Here is a 23,081-nt window from a genome sequence, read left to right as displayed (position 1 = left end):
GGAGAATCGTGCTCGCTATATCTCATTGGGATGTGGCGAACGTCCTCGATTTCATCATCCGACCCTTTGGCGAGAGGTGGTTGTCGGATTCTTTCGATGGGCGGACCGATTCGCGCTCGCGATTGCGGTGAACGGGGCGGTGCGCGCTGTTTTTGCCTGCGTGTCAGACCGACCAATCGGGGCAAATACGGACTCGCGCATTCCCCCCGTTTGAGTGTCCGGATTCGCGAGGATTCGGGTAGCCCGGCAATATGGGCCAACCGGATGCGCTAGGCGCTGCGGCCGATGATCTTCCAGTATCGCGTCGGCAGGAGGCGCTGGATCTTCTCCGCCAGCCGGGCATCCTTGCCGACCAGGACACGGGCGCTGCGCCGGTCGACCGCGGTGGCGATGATTTTTGCAGCCTCTTGCGGGTCCATGGTCAACTTTGCTTCCATCGCCGCAATCTGCTGCGCACGGATGCCTTCGTCGACGCCTTCGGGCACCCGCGCATTCCGGGCGATCGATGTCTTCACGCCGCCCGGGAATACGGTGGTGACGCCGATCTTCGGGCGCGAGGCAAGCTCGTGCGTCAAACCTTCGCTGAACCCGCGAAGCGCGAACTTGCTGGCCGAGTAGGCGGCCTGGCCGGGCGGGGCGACGATCCCGAAAATGCTCGACACGTTGACGATCCACCCGCCTGCGCCCGCTTCCAGCGGCGCAAGCAAGGCCCGCACCAGGTGCACTGCCGCATTGAAATTGATCTGCATGCAGGAATCAAAGTCGGTTTCTTTCACCGCATCGAACCGACCGCCGAGCGCGATTCCGGCATTGTTGACGAGCAGCGCCAGGTGCTCGCCGTAGGCAACGTCGAGCGAGGTGGCGAGATCGCGGACCGCCTGCGGTTGCGCCAAATCGACGACGTAGGTCATGACGTCGCATCCGTGGCGCTCTCGCAGCGCATCGGCGTGCACATTCAGCCCGGCTGCGTCTATGTCGACCAAGGCGAGCCCATAGCCGCGCGCCGCGAACAGCGAGGCAAGCTCATGCCCGATCCCGCTGGCAGCGCCGGTTATGACGGCGACCGATTTCGAAGGCGCCGTCACTGCGATGCTCCTGCCGTCTCGCTTCGGCAATCGCGGAACTCGATTTCGGCCTTCTCGATCGGGCTGAAATGGAAATCCAGCGTGTCGCGTGCGACATCGGTGCGGACCTGCCATCCGCCGCGCGATCCCTGCATCGGCAAAATGTCCGCTGCCCGCCTGACGTAGCCTGCGTCGAGCGCGATCATGGGCTTGCGTTCGCCCGCTTGCGCACTTTCCGGCACCACGAACGCGGCGTCGTTATGCCGTGCCGACTCATTCACCAGCCGACAGAAATTCCGCGCGGTGAGGTCGCATTTCAAGGTCCACGAGGCGTTCACATAACCGAACGCGAGGGCCATGTTCGGCAGGCCGGAGATCAGCATCCCGCGGTAAATCGTGCGCTGCGTCATATCGATCGGCTGGCCGTCGACGGTCAGCCGCGCGCCGCCAAACAGCTCCATCTTGAGGCCCGTCGCGGTGACTGCGATATCGCATTCGAGCAGCTGCCCTGAGCGAAGGCGAATGCCGCTGCTTTCGAACCGGTCGATCTGTCCGGTCACGACCTCGGCCTTGCCCGCCTCTATCGCCTCGAACAGGTCGCCATCGGGGACGAGGCAAATCCGCTGGTCCCACGGATCGTAATCGGGCGTGAAATGCTGCTCGACGATCCGCGCGTCGGAGATTCGCTCGCCGACGCCTTTGAGGATGGCGTGCTTCACCTTCTCGGGCTTTTTGCGCGCGAGGCCGTAGGTCGCCATCGAATAGGCCACGTTCTTCCACCGCACCAACCGGCCCGCGACGGAGCTTGGGAGGAAGCGATGGAGCCGGTTGGCAATTTTGTCCTTCGGATCGCGCGAGACGACATAGGTCGGGCTACGCTGCAGCATCACCACCTTGGCGCCGCGCGCGACGAGGGCGGGTACCAGCGTGATCGCGGTCGCGCCGCTGCCGATCACGATGATGGTCTTGCCTTCGACCTGCTGATCCTCCGGCCAGAATTGCGGGTGGATGAGGGGGCCTGCGAAATCTTCGGCCCCGGGCAGTGGGGGCGAATGGGCTTCGCTGTAGCTGTAATAGCCGCTGCCCCAGTAGAGATAGCGCGCGCGCACGACCCGTTCCTTGCCCGCTGCATCTATCGTCACGTTCCAGCGGCCTGCCGTGCTGTCCCAATCGGCGGCAACGACCCGCTGGCCGAAACGGATATGCTTGTCGATCCCGAACTCGCGCGCGGTGTCTTCCAGATAATCGCGGATCGAGGGTCCATCGACGATGGCGTTCTCGCCCCGCCACGGCCGGAACGGCAGGCCAAGGGTGTGCATATCGCTGTCGGAGCGGATGCCTGGATAGCGGAACAGGTCCCACGTTCCGCCGATGCGCTCGCGCGCCTCTGCGATGATGAAGCTGTGGCCGGGGCAGCGCTTCATGAGGTGATAGGCCACATCGATGCCGGAGATACCGGCACCGACGACTAATACGTCGATCTCCTGCTCTTGCGAGCGCGGGCTGCTGCGCATCAGTCGGACTCCTGCGATGTCTGGCAATATCGGGTAGCGAGTGCGCGCCATGGGCCGGGGCTGGCGCTTGTGGAAATGGCGGTATCCACCGCCAGCTTGGCGCTCTTGCAGCGATCGGTGTCGTTGCGGAAACGCTCGTCGGAGACGAACTGCTCGACCAGCGTCTCCAGTGAAGAGGTGTAGCGCATCATGCGCGTGCCGTTGGTCGCCTCGGTATCGAACACCATCGTTCCGGGCGCATTGGCGGTCCATGCATGCCATCGCGATGACGCCTCGTTGGGGCCCTTCGATGGATCGCCGGTGTGCGCGAAGTTGCCCCAGTAGGCCATCATCCTTTCGGACAGCGACAGCCGGTCGTCCTCGTTGCCATCGGTGAAGAAGAAGTCGAAGGGGTCGGTGTAGGGGCTTTCGAAATCGCCGAAAACGAAGCCGATTTCCATCGCGTGCGATGCGCCGACAAGTGTGGCGAGATCGCTGACGAAGGCGTTGCCTTCCTCGTCCCAGTCGAAACGGTAGGCGAAAACCGGCGCCGCACCGGCCTTGGTGCGCAGATCGGCGGGGCCCGCGACTGCGCGGTCGAACCAGGTGGCACTGGGGTACGCACCGTGCGCCAGATAGGCATCGGTATCCTTCGCGAAGAACGCCACCCCGCCGATCGAGCGGGTGAAGTGATCGTCGAACATGCCGGCGGCCCGCACCTCGTCGCGGTTGGTGCCGAAGATCACGGGCACATCGTGCAAGCCGTCTTGGCGCGCGAGCAGGGCGGGCAGGCCCTCGCTTGGCACCACGATCCCGTCGGCGGCAATGTCGATCGGGTCGATGCTGTCGCCGAGCCCGCCTTCGTCGGGGCGCAAATCCTGATAGGCCTGGAAGAGGTCGGCTGCGGCAATGGTGCGCAAAGTGGCTGCGGTTTGCCTGGCTTCGGGAATGGCGAGCTGGGCCAGCACCTCGCGCGATGCGACGCCGCGTCGGTCGGCTTCGTTGTCGGGGCCGAACTCGGCCTCCCGCATGGTGTGCGAGGCAAAGCCGCCGCTTTGCATAATGGCCCCGGTAAACAAACCCTCGCTCTGGGGCGATGCCAGCAGGGCACCGACATTGAATGCGCCCGCGGACTCTCCGAAGATCGTCACCCGTTCCGGGTCCCCGCCGAACGCCGCGATATTGCCCTGCGTCCAGCGCAGGGCCGCGATGAGATCGAGCAGGCCGAAATTCGCCGAGCCGTCTTCCGGTTCGTCAGCGCTGTCGCGCAGCGCCGAATGCGCGAACCAGCCCATCGGACCGAGCCGGTAATTGGGTGCCACCACCACGACGTTCTGCGAGAGAGCGAGGCGCGAGGGATCGAGCTGACCGCCGAAACCCCAGACATTTGCCCCGCCATGGATCCAGACCATCACCGGCAGATCGTCGACAGGCCCGGGCGGTGCCCAGACGTTCAGAAACAGGCAGTCTTCCGATCCCGCCAGTTCGCCCCCTTCGAAGCCCGGTTCGATCTCGGAGGCATATTGCAGGCAGCGGCGCGTACCATCCAGCGCCTCGTAGCGCCCCTCCCACGCCGCAGGCTCACGCGGGGCGCGCCAGCGCAGATCGCCGGTGGGCGGGGCCGCATAGGGAATGCCCAGCCACGCCTGCGCCCCTTGCGGTGTCGTGCTTCCGATCAGCTCGCCCTGCGAAATCCTTGTCACGGTAGCCGCGTCGGCCACGGGAAGCGCGGGCTCTGCCTCGGCCGAACAGGCTGCCAACGTCAAACCGAAGGCGAGAAGCAGCGTGCCTCGGCATTTGCGGGAAAGAGCTGTCTTGAAGCTGCGGGTCATAAAAGCATCCAATTGGATAGTTTTTCACGGGGCGTGAGAATTCCCCGGCGATGTGCCACGCCGCCGGGATCAGTTATCGGGTACGAAAATCTTCAGGACGGCGTCGATATGCTCGTCGATCACGGCCTCGTCGGTCATATCGACGTCGTAAAGGACCTTCATCTGCTGCGAGAGCACGAAGGGCATCTGGCACACCGACACGATGATATAGAGCAGCGCCACCGGCGAGATATCGGGCAACAGCCCGGCGTCCATGTATTTGCGCAGATGGGTCAGCGCAATTTCGTGGCGGGGCCGGATGAAGGTCTCGCTCATCCATTCCAGCCGCTCCCCTCCCGTCACCGATTCCGAGATCGTGATGAGCGCATGATTGAGGTTGGCCGCGCTGTAACGCGCATAGCTGCGCAGGTAACGTCGCAGCAATTCGGTCGGGGATCTGCCGGCGGTATCTTCGACAAGGGTCAGCTCCGCCTCTTCCGCGACTTCGTCGTACATCCGCCGAACGACCTCCCGCCACAGCTCTTCCTTGGTCCCGAAGTGATAGCGGATGGCAGCGTGCGTGGTATCCGCCGTGGCGGCGATGGCGCGGGTATTGGCGCCTTCGAAACCCTGCTTGGCAAAGGCTTCGTAAGCGGCATCGAGAATGCGCTCGCGCGTTTCCTCCGCCCGTGTCTGGACCAGTTCGCGCTTGCCCGCCGGTTTCTTGTCAGCAGGTTTCGCCAAGGTCGCATCCTTCTGGATGGTTGCAGGATCGGCCCGCTTCGTCATGCGGGGAAAGACAGGCCAGACCAGTGTGCCGGGGCGTCGAGATGGGCGGCCTTATCCGTTTCGGTGCGGCTGCTTGCAGCGACATAAAATGCGTATCGGATGTTTTCAATCCGCCAGCTTTTCGAAGCCACATCGTAATAGGCAAGGTCTCTGGGTGACAGCGTGAAAGAGACCGTCGCGCTCTCTCCCGGCTCGATCGTGATCCGCTCGAAACCCCGCAGCAGCTTGACCGGGCGATCGACTGCGGAGCCGGGGAAGCCGACATAGCATTGGGCAACCTCATCGGCGCGAAGCGAGCCGGTATTGGTGACTTTCGCTTCGACCACGATTTCGTCGCTCGTAAGCTTCACCTGGGCAGCGCCATATTCGAACTGCGTGTAGCTGAGCCCGAAGCCGAACGGATAGGCCGCCTCGATCCCCTCCGCGTCCAGCTTGGTATAGCCGTGCAGCGGGCCATATTCGATTTCGAGCGCGGCTGGGTCGAAGAAGGGCAGGTCGTCCTCGTGCTTTGGAACGGTGAAGGGCAGCTTGCCGCTCGGCACGCGGTCGCCGAACAGAACGCGGGCAATCGCAGTGCCGCCCTCCATGCCCGAATACCATGTCATCGCGATTGCGCCGACATCCATGTGCCACGCGTTCTTCATGATCGCGCTGCCCCCGACGAGTGCGACCGCGACCTTGGAATGACGCGCCGCGATCTTGCCGATCAGCGCCTCGTCTTCCGGCCTGAGCCGCAGGTGATGGCGATCGCCGCCGCTGGTCGAGCGTGAATTGGGGTCGTCGCTATCCAGCGCTTCGTCGCCGGGGATGAACTCGCCTTCTTCCTTCCAGGTGAAGCCTTTGACGCACAGCACGGCGTCCGCTGCCTCAGCGACCGCGACCGCACGGTCGTGATCCGAGCCATCGTCGAACAGGATCTCGATATCGGCACCGACCAGCTTCCGCAGGCCTTCCAGAATCGTCACCGAGTAGGGCGGGGTGACCCTGCTCGATCCCTTGTCGCCAAGGTTCTCGACATCGGCGAGGCGGCCGATGACCGCCAGGGTGGAAAGCTGCCTGCGATCGAAGGGCAGGATACCCTCGTTCTTGAGCAGCACGATGCTCTTCTCGGCTGCTTCGAGGGCGAGCGCGACATGCTCTTCGCACGCCAAATCGTCGCGTGAATATTCGCGCGGATCAGGCTCGCGGGCGAAGCGCATCTGGGTGCGCAGGATGCGGCGCACCGCCTGATCGATCGCTTGCTGCGATACTTCGCCGGTGTTCACCGCCGCGACCAGCTTCTTGCCGAACTTCACGCCTTCGGGATTCTCGATGTCGAGCCCGGCTTCAGCCGCGTCGACCCCATGCACGCCGAGCACCCAGTCGGAATGGACGAAGCCGTTGAAGCCCCAGTCCCCTTTCAGGATATCGGTCAGCAGGTGCCGGTTGTGGGCGCAGTATTCGCCGTTCACCTTGTTGTAGGCGCTCATCACCGAGCCGCAGCCTGCATCGAGCGTGCGCTTGAAGTGCGGCAGGTAGACCTCGCGCAGGGTTCGCTCGTCGATCGAAACATCGATCTTGAAGCGCGTGTTCTCCACGCTGTTGACCGCAAAGTGCTTAACCGTGGCGATCACGTTATGCGCCTGCACGCCGCGGCACAGCGCCGCGCCGAATTCGCCCAGCTGGAAGGGATCTTCGCCATAGGTTTCCTGCGCGCGGCCCCAACCGGGATGGCGCAGCAAGTTGATGCAGATGGTGCCCGACAGCGTCACGCCAAGCGCGCGCGCCTCCACACCGATCGCCTTGCCGATCCGTTCTTCCAGATCGACATCGAATGTCGCCGCGCGTGCCATCGGCACGGGGAAGCAGGTGGTGGCTTCCTTGTGACGCTTGCCGCGCGGACCGTCCGAGAAATAGAGCGGTTCGATCCCCAGCCGCTCGCACCCGCTGCCCGCCGCGTAGGCGCGCTGGCCGAACTGCCGGTTGTCGACCTGCGTGAAGTAGTAATGAAATCCGTGACCGGACATCATGTAGACCTTCTCTTCGAGCGTCAGCTCTTCCAGCAGGCCGTCGATCTCGGCCTCGATCGCCGGATCGGGCTGCGCGGTATTGAAGTCGTCGAAAGGCATGCGGAGTCAGTTTCCCTGATTGCGTTGTTGGCGGCCCGCGATGTCGCGCACGATCTGGGCGTGCAGGACGCGGTCCAGCGGAAATTTGAGGACGAGGGGAAGGCAGATCAGCCCGGTCGCCAGCGGGGCGAGCGAAACCAGCACCTTGATCCCGAACAGCGCGGTGGCGGTCTGCGGGTGGTTGGCGACATAGCCAAACGCATCCAGAAGCAGCCCGGCGATCAGCGTGGCGAAACCCAGCGAGAGCTTCTGCGCGAAGGAGACTGCGCCGAAGATGACGGCATCCACCCTGATGCCGGTCTTCCATTCCCCGAATTCGACGGTGTCCGGAATGATCGCCCAGATGCTGAAGTAATGCGCGGCTCCACCGATTGCGCCAAGCACGAATAGCGGCGTGACCACTGCAACTTGCTGCATCGGGTTGATGAACAGCAGGAACGTACTGCTGATCGAGATCAGCGTCCCCGCGAGCCAGATGCGGCGCTTGCCGAATCTCTGCGCGAGCACGCCCCACAGGGGCACGAAAAGCATCAGGGACAGCGCCACGCTGACAAGCACCAGCCCCGTCTTGTCCTCCGCGCCGAGGTTGTACTTGAGGTAGTAGAGGATGCCCTTGTTGGCGATCGTCATCCCCGACATCCCGATCACGATGATGGCAAAGGCATAGAGAAAGGCGGAATTGCCGCGCAGGCCTGCCAGCGTCTCTCTCAGCGAGGGACGAGGGGTCTCCGCCTCCGGGCGCGCGGGCTCGCGTACGACCGTGCCGCACAGCAGGATGGCCACCATGCCGAGCCCCGCATAGATCATGGCAATCCGTTCGAACCCCAGTGCCAGGTCGCCCGCGCCCAAGGCATCGGCCCCTGCGCGGGTCAGGCCGGCGACCACCACCCCAGCGGCGGTGGCGAAGACCATCCGGTGGACCGCCAGCCGGCTGCGTTCGTCGGAATCGCTGGTCATGGTAGCGGAGAGCGAGCTGTAGGGTACGCTGACGACGGTGTAGCAGGTGCGAAACAGCAGCTGCGAACCGAAGGCATAGGCGGCCATCATCCCCACGCCCGCAGTGGGCACGTTGAACAGCAGCCAGAAGGACACGCCGAGCGGGATGGCGCCGAGCAGCAGGTAGGGTCGAAATTTGCCGAGCCTGCTGTTGGTCCGTCCGATCAGGTATCCGGCCACGGGATCGGTTACCGCATCCCACAGCATCGCGCCGAAAATGATCGAGCCCGAAGCGATGTTCGATAGGCCGATGACATCAGTATAGAAGAACATCGCGAAAAGATTCGTCGTGTTCCAGAATATATTGATGCCGAAGTCGCCGACGCCAAAACCAAGGCGCCTTAAGAAGCCGAGGCGTAAAGAAGGCCTTTTCCCAGCGGCATATACTGCCCGATCCATATCTCTCCCTTCGGGCGATTCGTGCCTCTGTTAATGGGGCCGACGCTCCGGAAAACCTTACGAGACTGGCCGGAAAGCCATATCTCCGAAATTTTTTACATGACGACTGGCGCGCCATCGCTGCTGGAGCTATAGGCACAAAACCATCCAGTTGGAAGGAAAAAGTAAAAAGGGCTCGCAAGTCGGCTGATTTCGCAAAGAAAGTCAGGGGTTTGCAGGGAGAGGTGACGAAAGCGATGGCTGGTATTGGCCGATCTGAACACGAGTCGCATGGCTCAAAGCGGGCGCCGCGCTGGGCTGTCTGGGCCGTGCGTATTGTCGGCGGCCTGGTCGTGCTCGCCGCTCTTTTCGCGACCATCGGCTTTTTCTGGCTGCGCTCCGACCTGCTCGAGCGGATGGATCCTCCTGCGCCGAGCGGTGAGCAGGTGTCGCTTGCATCATTTGCCGAAAATCCGCCCGGTTCCGGTTCGGCCCCGGAGCTGACCCACACGCTGGGCCCGATCGACGCCGCGACCCTTCTGAAGCCTGCTGCCAGCGTGCGACCGTGGACGCGGTGGTGGTGGCCGGGTGCCGACGTGAACCCGGAGCAGGCCTGCAAGCAGGTGCGGGCGCTCAAGGCACAGGGTTTTGCCGGGGTGGAGATCCAGCCCTTCACCGCCGACCTCGCCACGGTCGAGGATGCGCAGTGGCGCGACCGCATTCGCGACACGCAATCGCCCGAGTATCTCCGCACGCTGCGCGAGGTGCTCGCTTGTGCAGGGGATGCCGGCCTGCAGGTCGATCTCACGCATCTCAGCGGATGGCCGGCAGGCGGCCCGCAGGTCGCGGCGAGCGAGGGGCTGAAGGAGCTTGCCTTCTCGGAAATGCAAGTGGACGGCGGTGAAGAGATCGACGTCGAGGTGCCGCTGCCGTCGCCCGGCTTCAACGATTATCTGCTGGCCTTCGGCGAACGCGAGTTCGGCGAGGACCTGAGCAATTTCCTGCCGGAACTGGCGCAGCTGAAAGCTGTGGTCGCCGCGCCGGTGGTGGAGGGCAAGCGCGCCTTCAACGTACTCGACGTCACCGACACCATCGCGCTCGACCCCGCCAAGGTGGTGAACCTGACGGGCAAGGTTGCGGGCGGGCGGCTATCGTGGGCCGCGCCGGAAGGGCGTTGGCAGATCGTCTTCGTCTTCGTGATGCCATCGGGCGAGGCCCCCACGCTCACCGCGACGGGCACGCCGGGCTTTGTGATCGACCATGCGGATGCGGCAACGCTGCGCGCGCACTACGATTGGGCCTTCGGGTCGCGCGCAGGCCTCGCCCCTTTCTACGGCAAGGCGCTGCGCGGCATCTTCAACGACAGCCTCGAATTCAAGGTGGATCAGCTGGCCGCAAGCGACATTCTGCCCGAATTCGCAAAGCGGCGCGGCTATGAGCTGGCCCCATACCTGCCCGCGGTCTTTCAGGATTTTCAGGACAATTACTTTATCCGCGAAGTGGGGCGGCGCACCGCTGCCCCGGCCTTCCAGCTGACCGACGACGACGAGCGTATCCGCTACGATTACGCGCTGACCATGTCGGACCTGATACGCGAGCGGTTCGTCGAGACCAGTCGCGAATGGGCCAATGCACGCGGGATGCTCTCGCGCGGGCAGAGCTACGGCACAGATGTCGATACGATCCGCGCCCTCGGCGCGAACGACATTCCGGAGACCGAGCAGCTTTATGGCGGCGGCAGCCCGCTGTTTCTCAAGCTCGCGGGTGCGGCAGGCTTGCTGTACGACCGCCCCATCGTTTCGGCGGAATCCTTCGTCTGGGCGCAAAGGGCCAACGCGGTCACTCCGGCGCAGCTCAAGGCGGCGGCTGACAAGGCCTATCTGGCAGGCGTCAACGCCTTGGTGTGGCACGGCATCCCTTACGAATATACGCAAGGGCGCGGCGGAGAGCGGCTGTCGCGCGAGTTCGGCTTGGCCGGCTGGTATCCGTTCACCGACGAGGCGGGCGGCTTCATCTTCTCGGGCAATTACGGGCGCAAAAGCGCGATCTGGTCTGCCGAACCTGCGCTGACCGCTTATATGGCGCGGGTCCAGAATCTGTTGCAGGCGGGCAAGGCGCAGGCCGATGTGCTGGTCTATTACCCGTTCCTCGGCTTCCCGCTGGAGATCGAGGATTCGGCACCGGCACGCGACGAATTCCTGTTCGCAGGCGCGATGACGCCCGATGGACTGTTCGACCCGTCCGAACCGCTCTCGCTGCCCTTCGCCACCTTCCCCGACAAGACGACCGACCCGCGACTCGAGTGGATCGAGCAGGTGCTTCCGGCTCTGCGCGCGCTGGACCGGGTGGGCGTTACCTGGACCTGGGCGAACGACGACGCGCTGCAATCGGTCGAGCTGATCGATGGTAATGCGCCGGTGATTGTGGCCGATGCGCCCTATATGCAGGCGCAGACCGCAAAGGCCCTGCGCGCGGCGGCGCGGGATGGGCGCAAGGTCATCGTCTATGGTCAGCCGCCCCAGCGCCAGCCGGGCTTCAAGGATTTCGAGCGCAATGACCGGATCGTGGCGGCCGCCATGCGTGCGGTGGCGCAGGAGCGCTCGGCATCCTCGCAGGGTGAGCTGCTGGAACAGCTTGCGCCTTCGATCAGCCTCGTTTCGGAAGGTGGTGTCCGCCGGATATCGCGCGATCTGGGGCAAGGCCGCACCGCGCATTTTCTCGCTAACCAGTCGACCACGCCGCAAGTCGCGAAGCTGCGCATTCGTGGAGCCGCAGGTGAGACGCTGACCCTCTTCGACCCGATGGGAGGGAAGATATGGCCGGTCGCTGCGGACGCGAAGGGCGTCGTTGCGCTGAAACTGGGGCGGCTGGAATCGGTCTTCGTGATCCGGGGCGCCGCGCCTTTCGCCAAGGCTTCGCGCTGCGTCGCGGGCAAACGGCAATGGACCACCCGCAAGCCGATGCAATGGCGGGTGCAGGCGGGCGATGCCTCGATACAGGTCGCGGGGTCGCTGACGGACCTGCGGCAGAGCGAAGCCTTCGCCGCGACCGCCGGGCCGATTCTCTATCGCACCACGACAACGCTTCCCGCTGCGTCGGCGGAGCGCTGCGCAGTGCTCGATCTGCAGCGGATCGAAGGGACCGCGCGGGTAAGCGTCAACGGCAAACCCGTCTCGCGCGCAGTCCTGCCGCCCTTCCGGGTCGACCTGACCGGCAAGCTGCGGCGCGGCTCCAACACCATCGAGATCGAACTTGCCCCGCCGCTGCGCAACGCCATGGCGGCAAAGCAGGAGGCGGACGGGCTGATCGAGGATGCCGATGAGCTCTCGGTTCCGGTCGGCATCATCGGGCAACCGCGCCTGCTGATCGGCGCGCGAGATGGCCCGGCCACGCGGGGTTCGAAGGACTGAACTGCGGGCAGGGCTGATGAGCCCAGCCTGAAAACAGGAATACCGGTTCGCAAAGGCCGGATTTGGGAGAGAGACATGAAGATCAAATCAGCATTCTACGTTTCGGCGGCGACCGTCGCATTGCTCGCGCAGCCCGCCTTCGCGCAGACCGAACCGCTTGATGAAGAGGTCGTGGAAGACACCACGATCGTGGTCACCGGCACTTCGATCCGGGGCGTGGCGCCCGTCGGCACCAACGTGCTGAGCGTGGACCAGGAAAGCATCACCGCCAGCGGTGCGACGGACACCAACGATATTCTTGCCTCTGTCCCGCAGGTTTCCTCCGCATTCAACACCGTGCCCACCGTTCCGTCGCTGGGCGCGGCCATCACGTCCGTCACGCCCGCGTTGCGCAAGATCGGCGGCAGCAGTTCGGGCGGCACGACGCTTGTGCTGCTCAACGGTCACCGCGGGCCCGGCGTGGGCGTATTGGGAACGCCGTTCGACCCCGGCACCATCCCCGTGGCCGCGATCGAGCGGGTCGAGGTCGTGCTCGATGGCGGGTCATCGGTCTATGGCTCGGATGCCGTGGGCGGGGTCATCAACTTCATTACCCGGCGCGCCTTCGACGGGGTGGAGGTGTCCGGCGGCTACGGCGTTGCCGATGACTACCAGCAATATGATGCCAACCTGATCGCCGGCAAAAGCTGGGATAGCGGGTCTGCCTACATCGCCTATTCGCACTCGTGGAACGACGCGCTGTTCGGGCGCGACCGCGACTATGTGCAGCAGATCAGCGCCAATACCGGCGGCTGCGCGCCGGGCACCGTCTCGATCGATCGCGGCGGGGTGGTGACGACCTATGCGCTGCCGGACCGGACACCGGGCACGATCTCGCAATGCGACAACACCGACAACGGGGCATTCCTGCCCGAAGAGACGCTGCATTCGGTGCTCGGCAATCTCGATCTCGATCTGAGCCCCGACGTCGCGTTCGATCTGGAGGTGCTCTATTCCAAGCGCACGACGCGCCAGACCTATGATCTGAACGGCGCTGGCGGGAACGGTGCCTTCGCGCAGTCGGGCATCATCACCGCGACCAATCCCTATTATCAGCCGATCGCGCCGGACCCGTTCTTCCAGACGGTCAACTTCTCCTACGCAGGCGTTTTCAACGACAAGGGCCAAGTCGATCTGGACCTGTTCAACATCGCGCCCAGCTTCGCCTTCGATCTGGGCAGCGGGTTCGAAATGCGTGCGCTGCTCAGCTATGGCCAAACGCGTACCGAGTCCAACTCGCCGTCGATCAATGCCGTCGCCCAGGAAGCCGCACTTGCAGGCACTACGTTCGATACCGCGCTCAATCCCTATAATCCGGGATCGAGCGATCCGGCCGTTCTCGCCAGCATCTACCAGAATTTCTACGGACTGGCGGACCGCAGGCAGGCCATTGGACGGTTGATCGTGGACGGGCCGCTCTTTGCGCTACCCGGTGGCGATCTGCGCGTTGCGGCGGGCCTCGAGGGCACGCAGCAGCATATCGATGCGCGGTTCGGCAACGTGGCCGTCGGGGCGGAAAATACCGCGCCCGGCGCTGTGGGCGAGCGCGACATAATGTCGGTCTTCGGCGAACTTGTCGCGCCCATCTTCGGGGGCGCCAACGGCAGCCCGGGGATGCGGGAACTCACCCTGTCGGCCTCCGTCCGGCATGATGATTACAGCGATTTCGGGAGCACGACGAACCCCAAGGTGGGTTTTGCCTATAGTCCGCTGGACGGTCTGAAATTCCGGGGCAGCTACGGCACATCGTTCAACGCGCCCAGCCTTGGCGACACGACCGGTGCGCCCGATTCACGCGCGCAGATCATCCAGTTCAGTCCGTTTCGCGATCCCGCTGACCCGGAAATCCCCAACCTCCTGCGGCCGACGGTGATCCTTGCCGGGGGCAATCCCGACCTCGGCCCGCAGAATGCGGAAACCTGGTCGGTGGGCACTGAGGTCGAGCTGGGTGCGCTGCGTGCTTCGGCGACCTACTACAACATCGATTTCAAGGATCAGATCGCGATCGTTCCGTTCACCACACCCGCGATCTTCACCGGCCTGTATTCCTCTTTCGTGACCCGCAATCCCACGCTCGCGCAGTTGACCGCTGCGGTCGGCGACCTGCCGCTCGACGGCGCGTCGTCGCTTGCCTCGCTTTACGCGGGTCCTTTCGGCGGGCCTTATGTGCTGTTCGATGCACGTCGCCAGAATCTGGGCCGGGTCAAGGTCGACGGGATCGATTTCGCCGCGAATTTCGAACACACGCTCGGCGATGTCGGCATCGATCTGGGCGTGACCGGCACCTATCTGCTTAACCGCAAGGTCGCCGCGCTCGCGGCTGATGAGCTGGTCGATGCGGTGGATCAGGAAAGCCGCCTGAACCTGCTCGCCTATGTCGGGCTGGGAACGCCGACGCTGCAGGGGCGGGTCGAACTCAATTACAACAGCGGGATCGAGCTGGCGCTGCCGCTGACCGCCAACGGCGTGACGCAGACCGATGTGGACGGCTTTGCCACTGTCGATCTGTTCGCCGCTTACACGCTCGGCTCGTTCGGGGGTGGGCGCGATGCGCGCCTGACGCTCAATATCGACAACATCTTCGATGCCGATCCGCCGTTCTACAATGCGGACCCGGGCTACACCAACGGCTCAACCCGTGGGCGGCTGGTGCAGATCGGGCTGAGCTTCGGCTTCTGAATCCGGTGATACTCTAACAGGGCAGGTCGTCATGAAAATCGCAAACCACAAATGGAAGCTGACCGTGGCCGGGCTGGCCGCGCTTGTTTTGGCGGCCTGCTCCGCTCCCCTTCCGGGCTTCGAGCGGGTCGAGCGCCCGCACTTTGGCAGCGCCATCCCCTTGCTGCCCGGCGATGACGCGGGTGAAGCGGAGAAATGGTATCGGACCGACGACAATCTGATCGTCCGCAATGTCCGCCAGTCGGAGCTGATCGCTTTCCTGCCCGAACCGGACAAGGCGACGGGTGCTGCGGTGGTCATCCTGCCCGGCGGGGCGTTCCAGATCCTGTCGATGTCCACCGAAGGGACCGAGGTGGCCGAGCTGCTCGCCGACCGGGGGATCGCGGCCTTCGTGCTGAAGTACCGGCTGAACGAAACGCCCGGCAATGATCTGCTGTTCGCGGCGAAGATGATGGGAATGATGTCCAAGATCAGCGATGGCGGACCGATCGAAGTGAGCGAGCCCATGGCGACGGCCGATGCACTGGAAGCCCTGCGCCTGCTCGATGCCGAGGCTGACAGGTGGTCGCTGGACCGCGACCGGATAGGGATGATCGGCTTTTCGGCGGGCGCCATGACCGCGCTGAACGTGGTCGAGGAAGACAAGCCCTGGGGGCCGGACTTCGTGGGCTACATCTACGGCCCGACGGACGCCGCCCTGACTGCGGATACGCTGCCCCCGATGCTGGTCGCCATCGCGCGTGACGACGCGCTGATTCACGATCGCTCGTTTTCGCTTGTCGATCGCTGGCGGCATCGCGGAGGGCAAGCCGAACTGCGTGTATACGAAGACGGCGGCCACGGGTTCGGGCTTGGCAAACAGGGGACGGACAGCGCGCGCTTCGAGGAAGACCTGCTTCGATGGCTTGCTGGACAAGTGGCGACCACCGACTAACCGATGCGAGGATAGGTCCGCAGTGTGCCAAGCGGCCCTGAGAATTGACGAGGAAACCCCAAGAAACCTTTTGTTTTCGCACTGAATACTCGAGGTATCCATCAGGGCATCGTCACGCCTTCGGGCGAGCCGCCGCAGCCGCGGGGTTTTAGCCCGGGCCCGGACCTGGCTCGGCAGGGTCGAACCCTCCCCCCAGCGCCACAAACAGCGTAGCACGGTTCTGCAGCCACGCACGTTCGGTCGTCAGCAATTGCTGGCGCGCGCTGAACAGGTTGCGTTCGGCATCGAGCACTTCGAGATAGTCGGCCACGCCCTCGCGATAGCGCAGGCGCGCAATGTGGGCGATCTGCTCCTGCGATTCGACCGCGCGTTCCAGCGTTGCGACCTGCTCTGCGAGGTAGCGTCGCCCGGCGAGGGCATCCGACACTTCGCGGAAGGCGGTCTGCACGGTCTTGTCGTAGTTCGCGACCTGCTCCACCTCCAGCGCCTGCGCGAGATCGAGATCGGCCTCGCGCCCGCCCCAGTCGAAGATCGGCAGGGAGATGGAGGGGCCGAAACTCCAGCCGAGCCCGTCGGACGAGAACAGACCATCGAGGCTGTTTGAGGAAAAGCCCGCATTCCCGGTGAGCGAGATGGTCGGGAAAAACGCTGCCCGGGCCGCGCCGATATTGGCGCGCGCCGCGCGCAGTTCTTCTTCTGCGGCGATGATGTCGGGCCGGACCAGCAGCAGGTCGGACGGCATGCCCGCAGCAAGGCGCGGTTCGCTGCCTTGGGCTGCCAGTGTCAGCCCGTCGCGCAAACCTTCGGGCATGTTTCCGCCGACCAGCACGGCAAGCTGGTTGCGCAAACGGGCCAGCGCCAGCTTCTCGCTCGACAGTTGCTGCTCGGCCTGCGTCAGCAGCGTTTCCGCCTGACGAAATGGCAAGGCGGAGGTCACGCCGTTATCCAGCCGGAGCCTGGCGATCCGCAGCCCCTCTTCGCGGCTCTTCGCGGTCGCTTCGGCCAGCGCGATCTGTTCCTGCGTCTCGACGATCTCGTAATAGGTCGTCGCGGTATCGGCGATCAGCGAGAGGTAGAACGCCCGCTGCGCCGCAACGGTGGACAGATACTGCGCGCGCGCCTGATCGCTCAAGCTGGCGATACGGCCCCAGAAATCGAGTTCGAAAGCGCTGACGCCTACGCCGACCTCGAACCGGTTAGAGGTGATCGAATCCGGTGCGCCTTCGACATCGCCCGCATCCAGCGCCGGATTGACGCCCAGCGGCTGACGCGACCGGGTGGCGCTGCCATTGGCGACCACCGTCGGCAGGCGGCGACTGTCCTGAATCCGATAGCGCGCACGGGCCTGTTCGATCCGCGCCGTCGCGGCGAGCAGGTCGCGGTTGCTTTCCAGTGCGGTGCCGATCAGTTGCACGAGGCGCGGGTCGGTGAACCAGTCCCGATAGGACAGCTGCGAGGCGACCACCTCTCCATCGGGCCGGTAGTCCGGATCGTACGCGGGCGCGGTGGCCGCCGGGGGGCGGGTATGCTCGGGTGCCATGCTCGCGCATCCGGCCAGCGCGCTGGTAGATACTGCAAGGGCGATCAGGGTTCTGACGGGACGGTTCATCACGCGGGTTTCCCTTCGCTGTCCGCTATGGGTTTTGCGGTATCGGGCTCATCCAGATGCCCGGCGGCATGCGGCTGCTTGCGGCTGATATTCCGGCGGACCAGCAGGTAGAGCATCGGGATCAGGAAAATGCCGAGCAAGGTGGCCGCGATCATCCCGCCCATCACCCCGGTGCCGACCGCGATGCGGCTGGCCGCACCCGCACCGCTTGCAAGCGCCAGCGGGACCATGCCCATGGTGAAGGCGAGCGAAGTCATGATGATCGGGCGCAGGCGCAGCTTTGCAGCGGCTTTCACGGCGTCGATCCGCCTCAGCCCGCGTTCTTCCTCCTCGATCGCAAATTCGACGATCAGGATCGCGTTCTTCGCGGCGAGGCCGATGATGGTGATCAGGCCGACGTTGAAATAGACATCCGCCGAAAGGCCGCGCAGCATCGAAAACAGCACCGCACCCAGCACACCCATCGGAACGATCAGCAGCACCGCGAGCGGCACCGCCCAGCTTTCGTAGAGCGCAGCCAGCACGAGGAACACGACCACCACCGACAGGCCGAGCAGCAGACCGATCTGGCCGCCGGCCTGCTTTTCCTCGTAGGAAATGCCGGTCCATTCGTAACCGATGCCCTGGGGCAACTGGTCGGCCATCTCTTCCATCGCGGTCAGCGCAGCGCCCGATGATTTGCCGGGCGCGGCCATGCCCGACAGGGTCATTGCGGGATAGCCATTATAGCGCGACAGGCTGGCCGGCGAAGCGGACCAGTCTGCACTGGCGAAGGCGCTGAACGGCACCAGTTCGCCTTGTGCGTTGGGAATACGCAGCGCCAGCACGTCTTCGGGTGTCATACGATAGGGTGCGTCTGCCTGCACAAGCACCTGCAGCACGCGGCCATCGCGGTTGAAGTCGTTCGCGTAGGCCGAGCCGAAGGTGATCGAGAGCGCGGCATTCACGTCGTTCAGCGACAGGCCGAGCGCACGCGCCTGCACCCGATCAATATCGATCTCGACCTCGGGGCTCGGACCTTGGTCCTCGGGCCGCAGGTTCGCGACGGCAGGGCTTTGCGAAGCCATGCCCAGCATCTGGTCGCGCGCGGCGGTCAGCGCCTCGCGGCCAAGGCCGGCGCGATCCTGTAGCTTGAGCGTGAAACCGCTCGCCTGGCCCAATGACTGGATGGCGGGCGGTTGGATCACGAAGGCGAGTGCGCCGTCGATCTGGCTGAACCGTGCCGTCGCATCTTCCAGGATTTCTCCCGCGCTGCTGCCTTCCCCGGTCCGTTCCTTCCACGGCTTGAACGGAGAGAACATCAGCGCATTGTTCTGACCCTGGCCGAAGAAACTGAATCCGCGCACGACCACCAGGTTTTCCACTTCTTCGCGGCCCATCCAGTAACCGGTGACCTCATCGAGCGATTCATCGAGGCGTTCGGTGGTGGCACCCGGGGGGGCCTGCACTGCGGTGATCAGGTATCCCTGGTCTTCGGTCGGCAGGAAAGCCGTGGGCAGGCGCATGAACAACAGCACCGTGACGAGCCCGAGCGCGAGGAAGACCGCGAACGCTCTCCATGGACGCGAAAGGATGCGATCATTGGCGCGTCCGTACTTGTCCTGCATCCGCGCGAACCAGCGGTTGAAGCGGCCGAAGAAGCGTGCGGACCTGCCGCGTGCGCGCGCCAGACGACCGCGCCAGCCGGGCTGCGCTTCGGCCTCTTCGTCCACCCCGATCTCTGCCGAAGCATCATGCCCCTTTTCGATCGGCTTGAGGAAGGTCGCGCACAGAGCGGGCGTCAGCGACAGGGCAAGGAACGCGGAGAAGAAGATCGCAATCGCGAGCGTGACCGAGAACTGGCGATAGATTCCGCCTGTCGACCCGGGGAAGAACGCCATCGGGATGAACACCGCGATCAGCACCAGGGTGATCCCGATGATCGCTCCGCTGATCTGACCCATCGCCTTGCGCGTCGCCTCCACCGGCGGGAGCCCTTCCTCGCGCATGATCCGCTCGACATTCTCGATCACCACGATGGCGTCGTCGACGAGGATGCCGATGGCCAGCACCATGCCGAACAGCGAGAGCACGTTGATCGAGAAACCGAACAACCACAGGCCAAGGCATGCGCCGGCCAGTGCGATCGGCACCACCAGCGTGGGGATCAGCGTCGCGCGCCAGTTCTGCAGGAACAGGAACATGACGAGGAAGACGAGGAACATGGCCTCGATTAGCGTCTTGACCACTTCCTCCACCGACGCTTCGACAAAGGGTGTCGTGTCGTAGGGAATGGACCAGGCGACATCGCCCGGCAGACCCGGTGCGATTTCTTCCAGTCGCTCCTTCACGCCCTCCGCTGCGGCAAGCGCATTGGCACCGGTCGCGAGCTGGACCGCCATTCCCGCCATCGGTTGGCCGTTGAGCGAGGTGGATGTGGCGTAGCTCTGCGCGCCGATCTCGACCCGGGCGACTTCGCCCAGGCGCACCACGGCGGCGCCGTTGCTGGCGCGCAGGATGATGTTCTCGAATTCCTCGACGGTGCTGAAGCGGCCTTCGGTCGAGATCGTTGCCGTGATTTCCTGCCCGTCCGCCACCGGCTGCGCGCCGATCGATCCGCCTGCGGTCTGCGCATTCTGTTCGCGGATCGAGGCGAGAACCGCGCTGGGCGACAGGTTATAGGAAGCGAGCGCATCGGGATCGAGCCAGATGCGCATCGCATATTGCGAACCGAACAGCTGCACGTCGCCCACGCCAGGCACGCGGCGCAATTCGTCGACGACCTGGTTCGAGGCGATATTGCCGAGGTCGGTCGTGTCGTAGGCGCCGCCTTCGGACGTCAGCGCCACGATCAGGAGGAATCCCGCATTGGCCTGCCGCACGGTGATCCCCTGTCGGCGCACCTCTTCGGGCAGCCGGGCTTCGACCGTACTGAGCCGGTTCTGCACCTCGGTCTGCGCGATATCGATATCGGTGCCCGCTTCGAACGTCAGCGTGATGCTCGCCGTGCCGTTCGAGAGGCTGGACGAGGACATGTAGAGGAAACCCTCGACCCCGTTGAGCTGCTGCTCGATCACCTGGGTGACGTTTTCCTCAAGCGTTTCGGCGTCGGCACCGGGATAGACCACGCTGATGGTCAGCGAGGGCGGGGCGACTTCGGGATATTGTTCGATGGGCAGGGCACGCAGGGCGAGGAAACCCGCCAGCAGAATGCCGAGCGAAACGACCCAGGCGAAGATCGGCCTGTCGATGAAGAAACGTGGCATGGTTTACTCGCCCCCGCTCGTGCGTTCGGGCTGCTTGGCAGACGGCTTGGAAGAAGGCTGGGCGGCAGGTTTGCGCCCGGTCGGCGTGTTGGCGATCTGGACCGGCGCACCGGGGCGGATCTTCTGCAGGTTGCTGACGATCACCTTGTCGCCCGCTTTGAGGCCGCTTTCGACGATCCAGTTGCCATCGACCATTGCGCCGAGCTTGATCGGCCGGATGGCCGCCATTCCCTTGCCATCGACGACATAGACCGTCCCGCCATCCTTCGTCAGCGTGACCGCGCGCTGCGGCACGGTCAGCCCGTTATCGATCTGGCCTGCGTAAATCTGCGCGCGGACGAATTCGCCGGGCAGCAGCAGACGATCGGGATTGGGGAATTCGGCGCGCAGCTCGACCGTGCCGGTCTGCTGGTCGACCGAGAAGGCGAGGAAGTCGATATACCCGGGCACGGGGTATGCGGTGCCGTCGGAGAAGGTCAGCCGCACTTCGATTTGGTCGTTGTCGTCGAGGTCCACCTCGCCGCCCGCGATCGCGCGGCGCAGTTTCAGGACCTCGCTCGCGGCTTGTGCGAAGCTGACATAGACAGGCGAAATCTGTTCGATGCGCGTCATCAGCGTGCCTTCGCCCTGGCTGACGAGCGCACCCTCGGTCACCTGCGCACGGCCTGCGCGGCCGGAGATCGGCGCCCGTACGGTGGTGTAGCCGAGCTGGAGCGACGACGCGTCGAGCTGGGCGCGAATCTGTGCCACATTCGCTTCGGCCTCGCGTGCGGCGGCAAGGGCGGCGTCGTATTCCTGGCCGCTGATGGCGTTCTCATCCACCAGCGGGCGATAGCGATTGACCACGGCACGTGCGTTGGCGGCAGTCGCCTGAGCGCGCGTCAGTGCCGCCTTGGTCTGCGCATAGCTCGCCCGCAATTCGCGCGGATCGATCCGGAACAGCGGCTGGCCTGCCCGGATATCGGTCCCTTCCTCGTAGAGTCGCTCCTGCACGATCCCCGTCACGCGGGCGCGCACCTCTGCGGTGCGCACCGGCTCCACCCGCCCGGGCAGCTCAATGACGTTGGGAATGGTCTGAGAGGCGACGGTGATCGCCTTGACCGGGAGCGCCTGGGGCGCAGGCGGCTCTTCGCTGGAAGAGCAGGCGGTGAGCAGGAGGCAGGCAGCCAGGCCAGCGAGGATCGGCTTCATGGGGGACGGCTTTCAGTCAGCTATTGTGCAGGTGCGAAGGTGTAATAGTAATTACACCCTTGCCCCGCAACCCACATTGATAGAGATTCTCAAATATGACCCGGCTGCCCGAATTTTGTCGTCTCGACCGTCGCAAGAGGGCGATCATCGACGCTGCGCGGGCCTTGTTCGTGGAGCAGGGATACGAACGCACCACTCTCAAGGACATAGTCGATCGTGCGGGTGGCTCGCTTGCGACCGTTTACAAGGTGTTCGGCAACAAGGACGGGCTGTTCGAAGCCGTGGTTTTCGAAAAGGCCGCTTCGGGAGAGGCGATCATCCAGCAGTCGGCCGCGGCGGGAGGGAGCCCTTCGCAGGTCATCCACCGCATCGGCGAGGGATTGCGCCTCCACTTCCTCGACCGGGACCTGGTCGCGCTGGTACGGATCGTCATCGCGCGCAGCATCGAGGATGCGAATTTCGCCCGGATTTTTCTGGAACGGACCGCAACGCGCACCCGTCAAGCGCTCGCACGGCTCTTCGTGCAGTGGGAGAGCGAGGGAATCTCGACGAGCGGATCGCCCGAACTGCTCGCCGATATGCTCATGGACCTCTTCGTGAGCGATCTGCACCTCGATGCCATCGGTCACGGCGCCGGGCTGGACCATTCGCCCGAGCGCCTGCGCGCCCGGATCGACTTCTTCCTCAGGGGCGCAGGCCTGAGCGATCAGACCGGGGGCGCAGCCTGCGCTCCCGAATAGAACAGCCGAACGGGGCTGCGCTGGAGATTGCCTCGGGCCGACCTCCAAGGTCCGGATACCTCGTCCCAGCTCGATAGCTGAGCAGGGACTTATGCGCCCTCAGGGCGTCCAGTGTTTGCGGAAGGTTGCGCGCGGATCGTTTTTTACCCGCAGATTCTCATCGAAAATCATCGTAGCACGCTTGGGCGCAGAGTAAGGCTCCCATCGCGGCACGCGCTCGTTGTTCGGATCGCCGTTCGCCGCGAAGGCCGCCCAGCTCGATGCGATCGCGGCGGCGAGATCGTTCGCCTCCTTGCTCGATCCGTTGAGCACCCCGCGCGTGTTGTAGAGACTGGGCGCGACACCGATCCCGTGGACAGCGCCGAAACGCCCGTCCGCCGCCGGACTCGGCTGGGTCCAGAGATAGGCCCATACCGGCGCGCCCGCCTGCTTCGCCTTCAGCTCGGCCTGCGCGAACGCACCCTTGCGGAAGGTGAGGTCGGACTCGAGGCGACCGATGCGCCCGAAGAGCAATTCGTGGTTGGCCGGGCGGTATGGGCGCGGGGGGTGCGCGCCTCCGACCTGACCGCCTTGCCATATTACTCGGAAAACTGAG

General features: G+C 64.5%; 14 protein-coding genes. 4 read left to right on the top strand and 10 right to left on the bottom strand.

Annotation, left to right across the window (positions count from 1 at the left end; translation table 11 throughout):
• Window positions 1-269: 269 nt before the first annotated feature.
• From AAG612_RS14540 to AAG612_RS14515, 6 genes are all read right to left on the bottom strand, one after another.
• Window positions 270-1,085 (bottom strand): SDR family NAD(P)-dependent oxidoreductase, encoded by an 816-nt coding sequence (locus AAG612_RS14540; RefSeq protein ID WP_342511361.1) that lies wholly within the window; start codon window positions 1,083-1,085, stop codon window positions 270-272.
• Window positions 1,082-2,578, bottom strand: coding sequence for a flavin-containing monooxygenase (locus AAG612_RS14535; protein ID WP_342511359.1), 1,497 nt, complete (start codon window positions 2,576-2,578; stop codon window positions 1,082-1,084). Before AAG612_RS14535 ends, AAG612_RS14540 begins: the two co-directional genes overlap by 4 nt.
• Window positions 2,578-4,389 carry a carboxylesterase/lipase family protein gene (locus AAG612_RS14530; RefSeq protein ID WP_342511357.1) on the bottom strand — a complete coding sequence of 604 codons (1,812 nt, stop codon included), beginning with the start codon at window positions 4,387-4,389 and terminating at the stop codon, window positions 2,578-2,580. The genes AAG612_RS14535 and AAG612_RS14530 overlap by 1 nt, the downstream gene beginning before the upstream one ends.
• A 69-nt stretch (window positions 4,390-4,458) precedes the next feature.
• Window positions 4,459-5,112, bottom strand: a complete 654-nt coding sequence (locus AAG612_RS14525) for a TetR/AcrR family transcriptional regulator (protein ID WP_342511355.1) — start codon at window positions 5,110-5,112, stop codon at window positions 4,459-4,461.
• A gap of 41 nt (window positions 5,113-5,153) precedes the next feature.
• On the bottom strand, window positions 5,154-7,265 hold the full coding sequence (locus AAG612_RS14520; protein WP_342511353.1) for a beta-glucosidase family protein: 2,112 nt from the start codon (window positions 7,263-7,265) through the stop codon (window positions 5,154-5,156).
• Between the two features lie 6 nt (window positions 7,266-7,271).
• The gene (locus AAG612_RS14515; protein ID WP_342511351.1) at window positions 7,272-8,660 is read right to left on the bottom strand and encodes an MFS transporter; all 1,389 of its coding nucleotides are present in this window, start codon (window positions 8,658-8,660) and stop codon (window positions 7,272-7,274) included.
• A 308-nt stretch (window positions 8,661-8,968) separates the two neighbouring features.
• Between AAG612_RS14515 and AAG612_RS14510 the strand changes: the two genes are divergently transcribed.
• The 3 genes from AAG612_RS14510 to AAG612_RS14500 all read left to right on the top strand — a co-directional run bounded on the left by AAG612_RS14510 (window position 8,969) and on the right by AAG612_RS14500 (window position 15,701).
• Complete coding sequence (locus AAG612_RS14510) at window positions 8,969-12,049, top strand: glycosyl hydrolase (RefSeq protein WP_342511349.1); 3,081 nt, start codon at window positions 8,969-8,971, stop codon at window positions 12,047-12,049.
• A 75-nt stretch (window positions 12,050-12,124) separates the two neighbouring features.
• Complete coding sequence (locus AAG612_RS14505) at window positions 12,125-14,767, top strand: TonB-dependent receptor domain-containing protein (protein WP_342511348.1); 2,643 nt, start codon at window positions 12,125-12,127, stop codon at window positions 14,765-14,767.
• 31 nt (window positions 14,768-14,798) lie between these two features.
• Window positions 14,799-15,701 (top strand): alpha/beta hydrolase, encoded by a 903-nt coding sequence (locus AAG612_RS14500; RefSeq protein ID WP_342511347.1) that lies wholly within the window; start codon window positions 14,799-14,801, stop codon window positions 15,699-15,701.
• Window positions 15,702-15,849: 148 nt separating this feature from the next.
• Here AAG612_RS14500 and AAG612_RS14495 read toward each other — a convergent pair whose 3' ends face one another.
• Genes AAG612_RS14495 through AAG612_RS14485 form a run of 3 tightly spaced genes read right to left on the bottom strand, consistent with a single transcriptional unit; the run spans window position 15,850 to window position 21,746 of the window.
• The gene (locus AAG612_RS14495) at window positions 15,850-17,310 is read right to left on the bottom strand and encodes an efflux transporter outer membrane subunit (protein ID WP_342511345.1); all 1,461 of its coding nucleotides are present in this window, start codon (window positions 17,308-17,310) and stop codon (window positions 15,850-15,852) included.
• Window positions 17,310-20,555, bottom strand: a complete 3,246-nt coding sequence (locus AAG612_RS14490) for a multidrug efflux RND transporter permease subunit (protein WP_342511344.1) — start codon at window positions 20,553-20,555, stop codon at window positions 17,310-17,312. Before AAG612_RS14490 ends, AAG612_RS14495 begins: the two co-directional genes overlap by 1 nt.
• A gap of 3 nt (window positions 20,556-20,558) precedes the next feature.
• Entirely contained in the window at window positions 20,559-21,746 is a 1,188-nt protein-coding gene (locus AAG612_RS14485; protein WP_342511342.1) for an efflux RND transporter periplasmic adaptor subunit, read from the bottom strand.
• A 95-nt stretch (window positions 21,747-21,841) separates the two neighbouring features.
• On the opposite strand from AAG612_RS14485, the gene AAG612_RS14480 reads away from it, so the two are divergent.
• Window positions 21,842-22,486 carry a TetR/AcrR family transcriptional regulator gene (locus AAG612_RS14480; RefSeq protein ID WP_342511340.1) on the top strand — a complete coding sequence of 215 codons (645 nt, stop codon included), beginning with the start codon at window positions 21,842-21,844 and terminating at the stop codon, window positions 22,484-22,486.
• Window positions 22,487-22,585: 99 nt separating this feature from the next.
• Here the strand turns inward: AAG612_RS14480 and AAG612_RS14475 are convergent, their stop codons facing one another.
• Complete coding sequence (locus AAG612_RS14475; protein WP_342511336.1) at window positions 22,586-22,999, bottom strand: carboxylesterase family protein; 414 nt, start codon at window positions 22,997-22,999, stop codon at window positions 22,586-22,588.
• Window positions 23,000-23,081 lie beyond the last annotated feature (82 nt).

The sequence above is a fragment of the Citromicrobium bathyomarinum genome, from assembly GCF_038594605.1.
In the GTDB taxonomy this organism is placed as follows: Bacteria; Pseudomonadota; Alphaproteobacteria; order Sphingomonadales; family Sphingomonadaceae; genus Alteriqipengyuania; species Alteriqipengyuania bathyomarina_B.
This window is presented reverse-complemented; position numbering and strand designations above follow the sequence as displayed.

Coding starts and splice junctions, on each gene's coding strand:
- AAG612_RS14480 (WP_342511340.1), top strand. CDS start 21,842: ATGACCCGGCTGCCCGAATTTTGTCGTCTCGACCGTCGCAAGAGGGCG.
- AAG612_RS14520 (WP_342511353.1), bottom strand. CDS start 7,265: ATGCCTTTCGACGACTTCAATACCGCGCAGCCCGATCCGGCGATCGAG.
- AAG612_RS14505 (WP_342511348.1), top strand. CDS start 12,125: ATGAAGATCAAATCAGCATTCTACGTTTCGGCGGCGACCGTCGCATTG.
- AAG612_RS14515 (WP_342511351.1), bottom strand. CDS start 8,660: ATGGATCGGGCAGTATATGCCGCTGGGAAAAGGCCTTCTTTACGCCTC.
- AAG612_RS14535 (WP_342511359.1), bottom strand. CDS start 2,578: ATGCGCAGCAGCCCGCGCTCGCAAGAGCAGGAGATCGACGTATTAGTC.
- AAG612_RS14530 (WP_342511357.1), bottom strand. CDS start 4,389: ATGACCCGCAGCTTCAAGACAGCTCTTTCCCGCAAATGCCGAGGCACG.
- AAG612_RS14495 (WP_342511345.1), bottom strand. CDS start 17,310: ATGAACCGTCCCGTCAGAACCCTGATCGCCCTTGCAGTATCTACCAGC.
- AAG612_RS14485 (WP_342511342.1), bottom strand. CDS start 21,746: ATGAAGCCGATCCTCGCTGGCCTGGCTGCCTGCCTCCTGCTCACCGCC.
- AAG612_RS14490 (WP_342511344.1), bottom strand. CDS start 20,555: ATGCCACGTTTCTTCATCGACAGGCCGATCTTCGCCTGGGTCGTTTCG.
- AAG612_RS14500 (WP_342511347.1), top strand. CDS start 14,799: ATGAAAATCGCAAACCACAAATGGAAGCTGACCGTGGCCGGGCTGGCC.